Raw genomic sequence first — 16,198 nt, forward strand, 5'->3', positions numbered from 1 at the left:
GTTATTCCCTCCCGTTCTCTACCAGATGATCTACAGCTGATTGCTCAATCGCAAGTCCACTCCGATAGCGTTCGATAAATGCTTCAAATCCCTTCACATCCGATGCATCTGGCGCCACTTCGACTCCCTCAACATCGTTAAAGACTTTCTGCTCCAGGAACACATCCAGGCTCTCCTCTTGATCCTTGTTGATCATGTACGAAGCCAGAAGCGCCATGCCCCATGCGCCGCCTTCACCAGCGGTAGACATGACCGACACCGGTACATTCATCGCAGCAGCTACAATCCGTTGTCCGACGACAGGGGTCTTGAACAGGCCACCGTGAGCCAAAATGCTATCAATGGCTACATTCTCTTCCTCCGTCAGGATGTCCATCCCCAGCTTGAGTGCACCGAAGGCACTGAACAGATGTGTCCGCATGAAGTTTGCCAGATTGAAGTTGCTTTCCGGGGAGCGGACGAACAATGGACGGCCTTTCTCAAGTCCTGTAATGTTCTCGCCTGAGTAGTAACCGTAGCTGAGCAAGCCACCACCATCTGGGTCTGCCTCCAAAGCTTTGTTAAACAACACGCTGAACAACTTGCCGTTATCCACTTCATATCCCATCGCTTGAGAAAACTCACGGAACAGTCCCACCCATGCGTTGATATCACTGGAACAGTTGTTGGCATGCACCATCCCTACTGGGCTACCATCCGGTGTGGTGACCATATCGATCTCCGGATACACTTTGGATAGTTCCTTCTCCAGTACGATCATGGCAAATACCGAGGTGCCGACCGAGATGTTCCCCGTACGTTTTCTCACGCTATTCGTTGCTACCATACCCGTTCCGGCATCGCCCTCTGGCGGGCAGAGCGGAATGCCTGCTTGCAGATCTTGCGAAGGGTCGAGCAACTTGGCTCCCGCTTCTGTCAATGCACCTGCGTTCTCACCAGCGAGATATACTTTGGGAAGAAGACCCTCAACCTTCCACGGATAACCTTTGCTTGCGATCCGTTCATCGAACTGTTGGATCATGGATGGGTGGTAATTATGTGTAGACTCGTCAATTGGGAAAATGCCTGACGCATCGCCGATGCCAATCGCCTTATTGCCCGTCAGCAACCAGTGGATGTATCCAGCCAGAGTTGTCAGATGATTGATCTGAGGTACGTGTACCTCTTCGTTTAAGATAGCTTGGTACAAGTGGGCAATGCTCCAGCGTTCAGGAATATTGAATTGCAAAAGTTCCGTCAGCTCCCTTGCAGCTGCTCCCGTCGTCGCGTTACGCCAGGTGCGGAAAGGTACCAGCAGTTCGCCCGCGCTATCCAATGCCACATATCCGTGCATCATGGCCGAGAATCCGATCGAACCGACCGTTCGCAGCGTAATTCCATATTTCTGTTCCACATCTTGCTTCATCTCACGATAAGCCGTCTGCAGACCTGTGATGATATCTTCCTGGTTGTACGTCCAATATCCATCTTTCAGGAGGTTCTCCCATTCATAACTGCCTGACGCGATGGTCTCAAAACGCTCGTCAATCAACACCGCCTTAATCCGCGTTGATCCAAATTCAATTCCGAGCGAAGTAGCGCCACTGGTAATGGCTTCTTTCAAGTCCAATTGACTCATAATCACGTGTATCCCCTCTCCGGTTGTGATTCCACATCCCTAAGGATGCATATATAAGGTGAAGCTTCTACTTATGCAGTAACTACTCATGAATTTTGTATAAGAGGTTGTTCAAAAATCTGTGTTTTCAAAGAATACGCTTTCCTTTTCTGACAGCCTTAGTATATTTTTTGTACGTACATTTGTCAATCATATATAATAGTTATACTTACAAAGGACACATATTGTGCTCTATTTGGCTAGCCAAAGGTCTCATTCAGCTATAAAGTGGCTATGCTGTAAGGTACACCTCTCTGCAAAAAAGCCGGATATGTACGGTTTATTTCGAAAAATATGCTGTTTTATATGCATTCAAACTGAATCATGCTAAAATATGTACGTACAACTATTTGAACAACAACGTTGATATAGATGAGTAACGATGAAAGAAGTGGACTACGTGAAGCCAAAATACCAGGTCATCATTGATGATATAAAGAGTCATATCCTCTCGGGGGCATATAGCATAGGCGAACAGATTCCAACCGAGTTGGCATTACAGGAAAGCTACAATGTAAGTCGCCAGACGGTGCGGAAGGCCATTTTGGAGTTATCAAACGAAGGATTTTTACGAAGCGAAAAGGGTTCAGGAACTTACGTTAGTAATCAGTATCGATCACGATCAGGCGGCAATACGTCAAAGAAAACCATTGGCGTAATCACAACATACATCTCGGATTACATCTTTCCTTCCATTATCCGCGGTATAGAGAGTCGTCTGAATGAGGACAACTACTCGCTACTGCTCGCCAGTACCAATAATGATGTGTCACAGGAGAAAAAAGCACTCGAAATGATGCTCTCCTACGGTGTGGATGGCCTGATCGTCGAACCGACCAAAAGTAATCTGTATAATCCCAATATTGCATACTACCTGTCATTCAAGGAGCAGGATGTACCGTTTACGATGATTAATGCCTTTTATGAAGAGCTGGAGGTTCCTTTCTTCTGTCTGGATGACGTGCAATCCAGTTATCTCGCCACACGTGAACTGATCGCCAAAGGCCATACCCAGATCGGTATTATTGCGAAAATGGATGATTTGCAGGGCAAGTATAGGATGAAGGGGTATATCAAAGCACTTGGTGAAGCGAAGTTACGGTTCCATCCTGATCAAGTGCTTTCCTTTGATACCGCATCGAAACCGGAGTTATCCTCTAATGTAGCAGCGTATCTGGACGAAAACAGGGATTCGCTGACCGCACTGGTTTGTTACAACGATGAAGTAGGTCTTGAAGTCGTGCACGCCTGTAGGCAATTGGGTATCTCGATCCCGGATGAGTTATCCATCATTGGACAGGACAATTCATACATCGCCAAGAACGCCAACATCCGGCTCACCACACTAACTCATCCGCAAGAGCAGATGGGCCGTGATGCTGCCGATTGGGTAATCAAGAATCTGCAAGGCAAAAAGGATCTGCCAACGAAAACCTACTATCAGCCGGTGCTGGTTGAGGGGGAGACGGTGAAGGAGATCGAAGTGGAGTAATATTGGTGCGGAAACGGAAAAGCGAGAAAGTTGTTACCGAGCGTTCCTGTCCAACACACTTAAAGAAGGCCGTCAGAATCATCTGCGGCCTTCTTTGTTCTTGTTCCATATAATGAGGGATTAACCTTTTCCGATATAAATAATTTAATCTGCTTTAGCCGAAACAGACACCACTTACTGCGCCTGATCCGCTTCTTCGCTTACCAAGCTTACAACGACGCCTTTCTTCTTCAGGTTCTCTACTACCTGCTCAGCACGATCATTCAAAGGATTGTTCGCCAGATATACCTCTGTCAGATGTGGGATGGTTTCGAGCACTGCAATATCCTTAATGAGGTTATCTTCTACATATAGATACCCCAAGGTCGGATGATTTTTTAAAGGTGTCAGATCCTGAATTGTATTATCATTCATAATGAGCCATTCCAGCTTTAACTTCTGAAGAGGACTTAGATCAGTCACCTGATTCCCACTGGCGAGCAGATTGGTCAGCTTACGCATATTTTTTAATGGAGCCAAGCTTTTGATTTTGTTATCATCCATAACCAGATTTTGCAGATTAGCCAGACCTGATAATGGCGAGATATCTGTAATCTGATTGCCCTCAACCGCTAAGAACGTCAATTTCTTTAACTTGTTGAGTGGTTTAATATTTTTTATATTTTGGCCAGGCAAGAATAAATCCGTCATATTAACAGCATGTTCAAGACCTTGCAAGTTGGAAATCTTACTTTTCGTTTCCATAGCATATATGGATTTTAGTTTTTTTAAATCGCCAGCCTTTATTTCCTTCTTAGCCGATAGCTTCAGATCTGCTCGAATAACTTTGGCCAAGACCGGGTCTTTGATAAGCGATGCAGCCGAGATAATAGTGGTCGGTAATAGTACAAAAACCAAACATAAAACGATCATACTTTTGATGAATTGATTACGCATATAGATTCTCCTTTTAAGCATCTTAATTAGTGGCTCCGTTTCAAGGAGTTGAGGTCAGCCGTAACGATTTTACCTGTATTTCCAAAGACGTACACTTTCCCTTTAAACTCCACCGCATCGTACCAATCGTCTACCGTCAAGACATCCTGCTTGGTCCATTTCTCAGCGTCATCGGAAAGGAAGATGGAACCTTCACTGCCGACAGCAATAAAGAGATTGCCCACGTATGAGATGCCAAAGGATCCAGTGTTCATTCCACGAGCATATAATTCGTCACGGAACTCTGTCCTCGCCCATTTCTTACCGTCCTCTGAAGTCAAAATAACCGCACTCTGTGCATTCCCATAGTGACTAGCAGTGGTCACGACAAATTTCCCGTCACCCCATACCACATCGAAATTATGTCCAGGGAACCGTGCCGGGATTTCGTTCCACTTCAGACCATCCTCGGAGACGAGCAAAAGCCCTTTTTCTCCAACGGCTACCAGTGTTGTGCCGTTTGATGCCATCGCATTGATTTTTCTCTTTACATTAGTGTTCAATGTTCTCCACGTCTTCCGATCCTTGGAAGAAAGAATCGTGCCGGCCTCCCCTGGCACGTAATACGTATTATTGGCATATAACACACTCGTAAGTGATTGAGTTGTCGGTGATTTAATGACTGTCCACTTTACCCCATCAACAGAGGACATCATCTTCCCGTTATCTCCTACCGCAAAAAAGTCCTTCCCTGACCATACAACTCACCACCAAATATAATTTAAGATTCAGGAAGGGGAAACACATGAACACGAAGAGAAAGCTGCCCAATGTTCATTAGGCGGTTTGCTACTTCATGATAATTCGGAATCACTCTTTTTATTGGGAGACTTCTCCCTGCGTATGATGGGGTTACTCCCGCTACCTATAACGGCAAGGTCATGTGCCCGGGCAACCGCACTAACACGATTATGTACCTCAAGTTTCGAGAATATATGTCTTACATGAACCTTGACTGTACTCAAGCTGATCTGTAGCTGTTCGGCTATTTCTTCATTAGTCGATCCGGCTGCAATGCCCTGTAGCACTTCTCTCTCTCGCGATGTCAGTAGTGCGACCAGCGCCGGTGCTTCCACCACATATGATGTATTGGATATAGACTCGTCTTCATTGGCTGCATGGTTACCAGCCCATCCCTCAATTGACTCATCCGACGATATACTGCGTTTATTCATTGCTCTTGTGATCGTCTGAGCCAGCCGAATTCTAGAAATTGGCTTGACCATATAGTCTAATGGATAAACGTCATAGGCATTCAGCGCAAATTCTGCGTGGGAGGTTGTAAACACAATATCAAGTTCAGCACGAATTGAGCGCAAGTTGCGAGCCAACTCTAATCCATTGTCCCCAGCGATCATGATGTCCAAAATAGCTAGATCCACGTTGCTGCCCCGGACAAAGTCCAGTGCCTCTGCCGCATCTCGGAAGCTTCCGACAAGATTAACGCCTTCCATATTCGACAGCATTCGCTTCATAGCGAGCAGCATCGCGAACTCATCGTCCACGATAAGAACTTTCATCTCCTGTTCCGCCTCTCATGGTGAAGTGAAACACACTTCCTTCGCCTAATTTACTATCCGCCCACAAGACTCCGCCGCTTCGCTGGGCGAATTGTCGGCTCACGATCAGTCCAAGTCCTGTACCTTTCTCGCCCAAGGTGCCCGGCAATGAACCCAGCCGCATTTCTCCGAATAATTGCCGAACGTACTCCTCTTCCATACCGATCCCATTATCGCGGATAGAAACAGTTACCTTTTCTCCCGATAGATGAGCGGATACATGGATGGAGCCGCCAACCCCAGTAAATTTAATAGCATTGGATAACAGATTGCGAATAATTAATCCAAGTGCTTCTCGATCTACATACGCACAAGTGCCTGGAGCAATACTGTAATTCACCCTAATCTGTTTTACCTCACTTTGAATATGCAGCATATGAAAGCATTCCTCCACAACTTCAGTTAACTCCAATAACTGTGGACGAAGCACCATGTCTTCACTCTGACTGCGGAACCATTCTAACAAATTATTAGTCATTCCCAGTGTAGTGCGAGTCTGGTTCCCCAACTGCTCAATGATTTCCCGATGATCTGGCCTGAAGCTTTCTCTATCTTCCTCCAACAATTCAACGAGTTGAAACTGCACCGCCAGCGGAGTACGAATATCGTGTGATACGATTGTAACCAGTTGATCCTTCAATTGGCTGAGTTGAGCAATTTGATCCAAATGCTGCTGTTTCTCCGTAATATCGAAAATCAGAGAGATAACCCCTTGTCTCTGCTTACGCTGCGTATGCAGCGGATATATGTTAATACTGTACATCTTTCTTTCGCCATCCAACCAAACTTCAATCTCGACATTGCCCGGTTGCATAGACTCGCACAACGTGTACCAACTGGGCCATCTTGCAAGCAAATTCGTAATATTCTGACCAGAAATGGAGGGATGACCCAGCTTCGAGAACCACTCGGAGGCTTGTTTGTTGTTGTCGATGATCTTGCCCGAAGCATTCGCAATTAGAATACTCTCCTGTAGTGTATCAAGCACCATGTTCCTTGCAAATGGAACGATAGAGAAAAACTTGAATCGCAACACAATCACGAGCATGATCATACCTATAAAACTGCAGTAAACCGTAAACGAAAGGAGCCACGAGGACCATGCAGGGTGCACGAATCTAATAATCTCAAAAACAACAGAAAAAGAGGCGAAAAACAGAACCCACATGATCGGTTTTCGCAAATCACCGCGAATATTTCGAATATAATGAAATAACAAATAAAAAGATATAGCTACAATACTATAACAAATCATAGAGAACATAATGGAATATCCCGTTTTGACTGTGACCAAATGACCATCATGAAGTTCTAATGATCGATAGATCATATGTAACTCTGAATTGAACCACATGAGCAGTGACCAGAGTGCGAATATGATGAAAAGCCCAATCTTCCAGCGGGGTCTAAGAAACTTGTCTCGGCCGATTAATTCGAGGGTGAACAATAAGAAGAAAGGCACCATTAAACTAAGAGCCGTTTGATGTACATTGCGAAAAATCAGCTTGTCTCCTAATTCATAGCTGCTTCTCTCCAGAATGACACCGATGGAGTAAGTAATTCGGCATACAATGACACCGAGAAGATACTTTACACCACGCTCTTTTCTGAACCCGTATACCGAGATAAGAATGATGCAGGTCATCATTACCGAAGCAATCATAACAACAAGCTCTATTGTGGAATTCATGAGGGAGGTCCTTTATGGATGAATTAGAATAATAATATATAAAAAAACCTATATAACAGGAGTTTCTCTCCACATTATATAGGTCTCTCTAATACAAGACAACAAATTGCAGTAAGTTCTATCTCACCTTGAGATTAGTACAGTGACTTCCAGAGTCTGAGCATTACGACGGCTGCTTCCGCTCTGGTTGTCACTCCATCCGGTACGAATTGGTTGTCTCCCCGACCTTGCAGGAGTCCATTTTCGTGTGCAGCTTTCACATAAGATTGTGCCCAAGCTGGAATGCTTGCACGGTCAGAGAAGTTTAGATCTGACTCGATATCTGTCTCCCACTTCAGCGCTTTTGCAAGCATTACTGCCATTTCTGCCCGATCGATCTCCTGCTGCGGGCGAAATGTTCCATCTGGGTATCCGTTGAGAATTCCCTCGATTGCTCCCGTGTGAATGGCCAATTGCGCCCATTCGGGTGTACTGTACTTATCACTGAAGGGATTGGCAACTGATTGTTGCACGCTTGGAATCTGGAGTGTTCGCAGCAACATGACGGCAAACTCTGCCCGTGTTACGGTTCTATCAGGAGCAAAGCTATTTGTATTCACCCCTTCAACGATCTGCAATCTCGCTGCTTCACAAATATCCGTCTTTGCCCAGTGAGCCTGAATGTCTGTAAAAGCACATTCGGGACTCGCAGATGTGTTTTCGTTATCGTCAAGACGTGTAACCGTAATGGTGTAGACCTTGCGGGTTCCATTTTCCGCTTGAACGGTAATCTTAATCGTCTGAGTTCCCATTACTAAAGGAATGCTTGTCGTATCAATTACAGGCTTACTCAGCAGCTTAACGACTGCCTTCGAATCAGCAGCAACCCAGTGAAGCACCAGTTGTTCACCAGATGTCTCCATGGTATACTCCGTAATCTCTGGAGCAAATTGAGGCGTTAGTTCCTCTGTGGAACCTCCAACACGAAGAGTTAATTGAGCCAGATTTGCGTTAGGAGATTGCTCTACGCTGGATGATCCCGATCCTCCTGCTCCTGCTCCTGCTCCTGATCCTGATCCTCCTCCTGATCCTCCACCGGAGCTTACGACATCTACTGTTCGAAGCACGGACGCGGCTGCATTTCCAGAGCTATCCTGCAATTTGTAAGTAAGTACATAGCTTCCCGCTCGATTCACATTTACCGTTCCGGTCACCTTGATCTGCGAGGTCAAATCACCATCAACCGCATCTTGCGCTTTTGCGCCAGGATCTGTGTAGGCACTGCCTATCTTAATTTGCATGGACGGACTTCCAATCAACGTAATGATCGGCGGCGTCACATCCACTGTGAACGTATGTATCGCTGAATCCGGGCCCACATTGCCCGCTACGTCGCTTGCCCTCGTCTTCACCATATGCGTGCCTTCTGGCAATGGCGATTCTACCGCCCACGCCCAGCTTCCGTTACTCCCTGCCGTTGCCGTTCCCGCAACAGTTCCGTCCAGTACAACCGTGACCGTAGCTCCCGCTTCCGACGTGCCGCTAACCGTTGGCGTCGCATTATTCGTCATGTGTCCGTTGCTCGGAATCGTTATGATCGGTGCCGCTGGAGGTGTCTTATCCTCTACCCCAAACGTTAAGGATTGCAACTGCTCATGCGCTGGAACCGAATCGCTTGCTGTTATTTTTATCGTATAGGTTCCCGGTGTGTAGGTGCTCTCGTCGATCGTGACCGGAAAGTTAAAGGTTTGATTGCTACTTGTAGCGTTAATTGCATATACATCTTGAGTTACAGTACCATTCGAAGCATTCTTGATCGTATAGCTAACTTCCAGAGGCTCACCAATGCTACCATCCCGGACATAACCGGAGATCATGAACTGGTTATCCCCTAGTTCCGTGGAATACGTCGCTGATGAGAGCGGATCCACCCTCAACACGGGAGAGAAAGACTTCAAGTAGGGGTGGCTCATGTCTTCTTGAATTCCCCAAATCGCGGAATCCCACCCTATATAAGTGACCCACTCTTTCATTGCGTCCAGACTCATTGCTCCGTCTATTCCCGATTGGTTGCCTGTCGTATTGAGCCCGGGATTGTCGCTCAAGTTCCAATAAGAGTTGGCGATGGACATACCGCTGCCAATGATGATGTTGTTATCTCCGACCAAACCACCAGCTAAGCCGTTGTCACGCGTGACAGTCCCCGTTGCATAACTATCCTCAACAGTTCCAGAATTCCCTGCACCTATTAACCCGCCGATAGCCGCATTACCAACGCCCGTCACATGACCCGTTGCATAACTGTTACGAATATTGCTACTGCCACTATAATAACCAACTAACCCGCCAGCATTTCTGTCGCTTGAAACGTCACCTGTTGCGTAACTCTTTTCGATAATACTATTACCGTTATACCCCACTAATCCCCCTACATGAGTATTGCCAACCGAATATATGCGGACGTGCGCATCGCTATTCACTAGAGCAATTAATGAAGTTTGTCCGACTAGGCCGCCAGTTGAAAAACCATTACTATGTATCTCACCGGTTACTGAAATACGGTCTAACATAAGGTATGTACTCGAAGCAGAGGCTAAACCAACAAGTCCACCGACTTGGCCGTTTGCATTAGAAGATGTAATATTCACATTCTCCAATCGCACATTGTAAATCGTTGCAGGCTCGCGCACATAACCGAACAGACCGATGATATCAGCAGAAGAGACGATAGTCATTCCACTAATCGTGTAACCAGCTCCATCCAATTGACCTTCAAACGCATTGGCTGATGAGGTGCCGATTGGCTGCCAGTAGCCATAGGAGGTTAAATCAATGTCCGATTGGAGCTTATAACTTGCCTTCAAGTCATCTCGAACATGATCCAAATCCTCTGCTGTACGTATGATATACGGATCGATTGGACTGCCATTTCCCCCTCCGCTGAAGACATGTGCCGCCTGAACAGGCAACGGCCCCAATCCCATCCAAGGCCCAATCGCCAGCAAAACAACGATAACAACCATCCATTTTCTTTTCATTATGTATTCCCCACTCCTTTTTCCGCTTTCACAATCCGTCTCTCACCTCAACGCTTTTGTAAGCATCATCGGTCATTCATATTAAAGTCCTACTATACATTGTATTGCCCATCCTATCTATTGACCGAAAGGAGTAGAAAAAGGGGACAAGGAAATGCGACAGGATAATTCGTGCGAATTGCTTGCGCAATACCACGAGATGGAATGGACGAATTACTCCTAACATGGCAAGGCCTTCATTAGCAAACAGTTAAGAGAAATAAACAAGCCAACTCCGGTGACTGGAATTAGCTTGTTTATTTCTCAACTACCAGAGTAGCTGCTTAGTTTAGAAAGAGGCAGATGCTAGCTACGCGTAGCATTTTGCCTCCTTTCCTCCATCCAGCATCATGAATGACTTGACCAGAACAAAATCATCTATATCCTACGTCAACGTAAGAACGATCTGATCCCCGGAACGGGTGATTTTGTAGATACCTTCCTGCATGTCGATGCCATAATGTTTTTTCAGCAACCACTTGGCATTGAAATCCGTCTCGACGACCACCAGATAATCGTAGCCGCTCAGAAGGTTGTCCATATTATCCTCATAGAACAACACGATCCCGTCCACATGTGGAGCATATAAGAAATACTTCCCTACATATTGCATGTAATAGTTCGTGACCTGCTGGTCCCTGTCTGAGGCGTAGAAGAGATATCTATTATTATCCTCCTGCCCACCTGGGTACCACCGATCACCGGTAACCGCATGAATCTTGTAAGGGAGCGTTGTATCGTAGGTCTTGGCAATCGAGACGATCCCGTTGTATTCCGATAAAAGGATGGTCGCCGCAACCGCCATACAGCCGATAATCCCTTTTTGATAATGACCCTTCGTCTTGACCGTCTTAAAGGATTGATAATCAGGCACTTCACCGATCCGATAGTGGAATGAACGCTCCAGATCGATCGCAGCGCACAATACCAGCCCACCGGCGAACAGGACCACGATACTCGATGCATAACGCTCAAAGCCTGCCAGGACAATGGCTTCATCCAGTGGCATGGAGAAGAGATATAACGCCAGGATGCCTGCATAGTACAGTAACACTACAACGTCCAAAGCAATTAATGCTTTCCATAAGTTCCACTTCTTCTTGAGCACAACAATGGCAAATATCGAAGCGCCAATCGCGACAAGCTGGAAAAGTACAATGCCAAGCACTGGCCTGGACGTGATATCCATGCTTGATTTCAGGAAGAGCATCAGAATCTCCCATTTCTGTTCCCCCGTCTTGCCCGCTTTGATCACCGAGGCTGTGCCCTCGAACTTGTTATCAATCCCTTGGAATACCGTCGCCATTCGCCAGCTCCAGCCGAAATACGGAAGTAATGAACCACCAATGGTACCCAGCACAGCCAGTCCGACTTTCCAGTTCGAGCGTTGCCCATTTCTCAACCATGTATACACCAGGAAGATTAGGCCGATCGCGGCAAAAATAATCCCTGTGCTTTTGATAATGGTTAGCAATCCGGCAAGCGGAAGAACAACAATACATGCCTTTTTGATCTCATGACGATATTGGTAAATAACCGCCAGGATCGCGAGCGCGTAGATCGGAAGCAAGAAATCCACGAGTAAATTGGTAATCCGAATCGTAAGATTGAAAAAGGAAAGCGTCGATAAACCGAGTCCGAGAAAAGCGTACAAAAGAAAGCGTTTCTTCTCCGAAACGATGCCAAACATGGCATAAAAACAGGAAAAGATCAGCAGACCTTGTGCCAAAAGCATCACGGACTGGGAATGCCCCATGAAGCGACAGACATAATAAATAAATGACGAAGTCCCAAGCGGATAGTTTTTAAAATCAATCAGGTTGGAGTCTGGCGTCGGAAAGGCATTTGTACTCAACATCTGCTTCAAAACGATAGCCCAGTGCGAGAAATTATCGTAGTGTGTCAGTTCATTTTGGAACAGAATCAGCAAAAAGATGAACGTTCCGCCCAGAAAAGAAAGCTGAAATAACGAGAACAATACATTTGGTTTGGTCCCTTGTAGGACAGCTCGAACCAGCGTACCTCTAACAAACACCAAGCCTAGTATCAACACAATGATACTTCCTATAAAGAGCTGACCTGCCAAGCCAGCGAAATATACGATGCAGGCAATCGAGGAAAACACAAATACAGGGATAAATTCCCACCGTAGTGCAAGTGTCTTCCGAACAAACTGCATGTAACCAACAAAGGAGATTATTAATAAAACTCCCATCACAAAATGAAGCACAATGAGCATCTTGGTCTCTCCTAACCCTCTCTGGTGGAACGATCGGAATGTGGCTGAATCAAATCAGTCAGCAATTGGTCGATCAGGCCCTTCTCTACAATATCATCGATATTCTCCACCGAGAGAAGCACTTCGCGCTCACGGGCTGTCGTTTTTCCCGTATGTTGCAGAATGACTTCAATATTACTCTTCGTATAAAAAGTAACCACCGCTCCCGAAGCAATATCCCCGTGGAAACCCGTCGCGGAGAAGAAACGATAATTGAAGCTTCGCAGTGTACAGCTAGCATCATTGGTGAAATGAACTGGAAGCTGAAGGGAAAGCCGCGGCATTTTTCGCTGATCCGATCTGGGTTGAACAATACGTTTTTTCACATTACGTAACATATCGTCATAAGCCGTATCCCACAGATTCATCTGCTCTGGCAAGGAGTGTTTACGGTCGTAGATGATTTGCATATATTGGCGGTTATCATGCTCATCGACTGGCTGAACCGTTGCGGAGTAACGCCAGCCCTCTCCATCCTGTTTCACATAAACGATGACTGCATCGAGGTTGGCCTCATATCGCTCGGTTTTGACGACCAGAGAGATGATCTTCTGCTCAGCCAAATAAATGGGATAAGGGACATAGAAGGCAATCCCTTGTTCAGATACATCCACCGTTTTGGCCTGATACCGCAGATTGTTGGCTTGATCGTGGATCATGACATCTTCCTGCGCCCGAATCCGTTCTGTCTCCCGATACGCACGACGGCCAATCATGAAGAACAGGGCGTAACATAGCGCGATCATGTTATGAACCAGCCAGAAAATAATGATACTGCTGAAGAACAGCGCGATCCCGTACTTGCCGTTGACATACCGAATCACGGCCGCAATGGAAAGCAACAGCAGGAAAATATGCGGAAGTGCATATAACAGAGCAGACATCCATTGTCGACCGTTCGCTCTGCTTTTGTTGGTAACTTTGAACTTTTTCTCACGAATGCCCACCGTCTCCAGGAGAACCGGCCAGATCAGATAAGGCATAAATATCGTATCGATAACCTGACTCCATCGCTGATTCCGAATATTGCTGGACAGATATCGCATGGATAGACTATAGAAGAAATAGGATGGAAGCCAGAATATTAAGATTTGCCAGAAGGTTGTATTTACAATCTGGAAGTCGAATAACGCAAACAAAATAGGCGCCAAAATGAATATCAAGCGGTTAAAGAAGGACCACCAGTATAAGAAACTGCTCAAGTAGGTTACTCTCGTCCAGAAAGGAAGCTTCCCCGATATAGGTGCACGCGTATTCTGCAGGCTCTGAATGATACCCCTTGCCCAGCGAATCCGTTGCTTAATCATGCTCTTAACTGTGGTTGTCGTCTGCCCGGCAGCTTGAACTTCCTGAGTAGCATAGGTAATATAACCTTCCTGCTGCAAGCGGATGCTTGTCTCAAAGTCCTCGGTGATCGTATTAAGCGGAAAACCTCCGATGTCTTCCATGCCCTGCCGGGAAATGATCGTATTACTTCCTGTATAGGCTACCGCATTGGAGGCATTACGCAGGATGTTCACTTCTCTGGAGAAGAAATCCTGTTCATTCGGAATACCTTGCTCTGCATACAGGTTAAACTGGAATAGATCCGGATTGTAGAAGCTTTGCGGGGTCTGTACCAGACCAAGCTTGAACTTAGGGTCCATCTCGTCCTCTCGGCGAGGACGCCATACCTCATTCTCCTTAATAAACGTGGAGAGCATGAAATAGGGTACCGTTTTCATCAAAAAGGTGTGCTGTGGAATCATATCCGCATCAAACGTTGCAATGAGCGGCGAAGAGCTTTTGCTCAGTGCATTGTTCAGATTACCAGACTTGGCATCCTTGTTTCCGGGGAACCCCAGATATCCCACGCCAAACTGTCTGGCAAGCTCCTCCACCTCTGGTCTCGCTCCATCGTCACAGAGATAGATATGAACCTTCTGCTTGTCCGGGTAATCCATGAACGTACAGGCATTAACCGTTTTATATAACAGATCAACAGGCTCATTATGCGTAGCAATAAATACATCCACATCCGGATAATATTCCGGTGGCACAATTGGAAAGTCGAGCTGTGTACGTTCTTTTTGCATCTTTTGAAAGAATAATTCAAAGGTTGTCAGTACGGTGACCGTTTCAGCGACAATCAACAGCATACCAAAAATGACGTTCAGAACGCCTTCACCCCATGGCAACGTAAAGAACGTACGCCATACCAAATAAATCGACATCAGGATCATCGTGATGACAAAAAAGATATTCTGCCTTTTTTCGTTTTGCACTACAACTGCTTCCTCCTTGCTGCAAATACCCATCTTCGCTGCAATTGGAAACTGAGCAGGAACAGCAAGGCATCACAGACGAATTTCGCCAATTTCTCATCTACGAAGAGAACGGTATGGAATATATATACACCGGTACTGGAAAGCAAAATCACTACTCCACATAACGTTAGATAGCGCCATAAACTTCCCTGGCTATCCTCCTTGCGGAATACAAAATGTCTGTTCAGTACATAGTTGACTACAATGGAAATAACTCTCGCAATCACGGTTGCAAGCAGAATTCTTAAATAGTGCTGCTCACCCAACACGGGCCGCAACGCGTCTATTAAAAACCAGGCAATGCCCAAATCCACAACAGAACTAGCCACCGATGATGAGATGAACCGCAGGAAATTGGAGAACAACACCCCCATGACCCGAGCACTATCCTGGATCGCTTTAAAATGAGTGCCCGCATTGCCATTCTCATAGATGACTTGGATTGGCATGGTATGAATCGGTATCCCAGACTGAATGCACGAGATAAGCATCTGCAGCTCATATTCAAATCGAGTGCCGCGAACATCCTGCATAAACGCAAGTAACCCTGGACCGAAGGCACGAAGCCCAGTCTGGGTATCTGACAGTTTTTTACCATAGAGCATGGCAAAAATAAAGGAGGTCATCCGATTGCCTAACAGGGACTTTGGGGGGATATTCCCCTCGCTGAAGTTCCTTACCCCGAGCACCAACGAATCCGGATGAAGCCTTGTTTCTTGGGCTATGCGGTATACATCCTCAGCTGCGTGTTGTCCGTCTGAATCTGCGGTTACGACGAAAGAAGATGCGTCGAATTGCTTCCCAATATACTCAAATCCGGTCTTGAGTGCAGCACCTTTGCCCTGATTTTCCGCATGTGTCAGCAGAGCACAACCGTTCTCACGAAGCTCCTCGAAAATCGACTGGTAGGCCTCACCAGATCCGTCGTCCACAATAACAATATTAGTAAATCCATACTCTCGCAATTGCCGTACATAGGCTGGAAGTCTCTCATCCGGTTCAAGCGATGGAATGAGGATGATCGTTTCGCCGTTTTGTCTATCTATAATCATCCCGATAAGCCTCAATTCGACATATTTTCACAAATTCTTTTTTGAATATTGTGAGTATAACATCGAAAAGGCATACAGTAAACGAATAACTTGTATATATATTGGTAAAAAAGTTGCACCCTTTTATAAGCTA

General features: G+C 46.0%; 10 protein-coding genes. 1 reads left to right on the top strand and 9 read right to left on the bottom strand.

Going from position 1 to position 16,198, the window contains the following annotated elements; all coding sequences use genetic code 11:
- Window position 1: 1 nt before the first annotated feature.
- Entirely contained in the window at window positions 2-1,618 is a 1,617-nt protein-coding gene (locus tag F0220_RS29840; RefSeq protein WP_105600583.1) for a xylulokinase, read from the bottom strand.
- 439 nt (window positions 1,619-2,057) lie between these two features.
- On the opposite strand from F0220_RS29840, the gene F0220_RS29845 reads away from it, so the two are divergent.
- The gene (locus F0220_RS29845; RefSeq protein WP_105600691.1) at window positions 2,058-3,149 is read left to right on the top strand and encodes a GntR family transcriptional regulator; all 1,092 of its coding nucleotides are present in this window, start codon (window positions 2,058-2,060) and stop codon (window positions 3,147-3,149) included.
- A gap of 174 nt (window positions 3,150-3,323) precedes the next feature.
- Here F0220_RS29845 and F0220_RS29850 read toward each other — a convergent pair whose 3' ends face one another.
- The 8 genes from F0220_RS29850 to F0220_RS29885 form a co-directional block, all read right to left on the bottom strand.
- Window positions 3,324-4,085, bottom strand: a complete 762-nt coding sequence (locus tag F0220_RS29850; protein WP_105600585.1) for a leucine-rich repeat domain-containing protein — start codon at window positions 4,083-4,085, stop codon at window positions 3,324-3,326.
- Between the two features lie 26 nt (window positions 4,086-4,111).
- Window positions 4,112-4,780, bottom strand: a complete 669-nt coding sequence (locus tag F0220_RS29855; protein WP_105600587.1) for a WD40/YVTN/BNR-like repeat-containing protein — start codon at window positions 4,778-4,780, stop codon at window positions 4,112-4,114.
- Window positions 4,781-4,918: 138 nt separating this feature from the next.
- Window positions 4,919-5,644 (bottom strand): response regulator transcription factor, encoded by a 726-nt coding sequence (locus tag F0220_RS29860; protein WP_105600588.1) that lies wholly within the window; start codon window positions 5,642-5,644, stop codon window positions 4,919-4,921.
- Window positions 5,619-7,373, bottom strand: a complete 1,755-nt coding sequence (locus F0220_RS29865; RefSeq protein ID WP_105600590.1) for a sensor histidine kinase — start codon at window positions 7,371-7,373, stop codon at window positions 5,619-5,621. The genes F0220_RS29860 and F0220_RS29865 overlap by 26 nt, the downstream gene beginning before the upstream one ends.
- Window positions 7,374-7,507: 134 nt before the next feature.
- Window positions 7,508-10,390, bottom strand: a complete 2,883-nt coding sequence (locus tag F0220_RS29870) for an S-layer homology domain-containing protein (protein ID WP_105600592.1) — start codon at window positions 10,388-10,390, stop codon at window positions 7,508-7,510.
- 424 nt (window positions 10,391-10,814) lie between these two features.
- Window positions 10,815-12,668 carry a hypothetical protein gene (locus F0220_RS29875; protein ID WP_105600594.1) on the bottom strand — a complete coding sequence of 618 codons (1,854 nt, stop codon included), beginning with the start codon at window positions 12,666-12,668 and terminating at the stop codon, window positions 10,815-10,817.
- Window positions 12,669-12,679: 11 nt separating this feature from the next.
- Window positions 12,680-14,971 carry a glycosyltransferase family 2 protein gene (locus F0220_RS29880; protein ID WP_181155520.1) on the bottom strand — a complete coding sequence of 764 codons (2,292 nt, stop codon included), beginning with the start codon at window positions 14,969-14,971 and terminating at the stop codon, window positions 12,680-12,682.
- Window positions 14,971-16,065 carry a bifunctional glycosyltransferase family 2/GtrA family protein gene (locus F0220_RS29885; RefSeq protein WP_091012257.1) on the bottom strand — a complete coding sequence of 365 codons (1,095 nt, stop codon included), beginning with the start codon at window positions 16,063-16,065 and terminating at the stop codon, window positions 14,971-14,973. Before F0220_RS29885 ends, F0220_RS29880 begins: the two co-directional genes overlap by 1 nt.
- Window positions 16,066-16,198 lie beyond the last annotated feature (133 nt).

Source organism: Paenibacillus sp. 37 (assembly GCF_008386395.1).
Lineage (GTDB): Bacteria > Bacillota > Bacilli > Paenibacillales > Paenibacillaceae > Paenibacillus > Paenibacillus amylolyticus_B.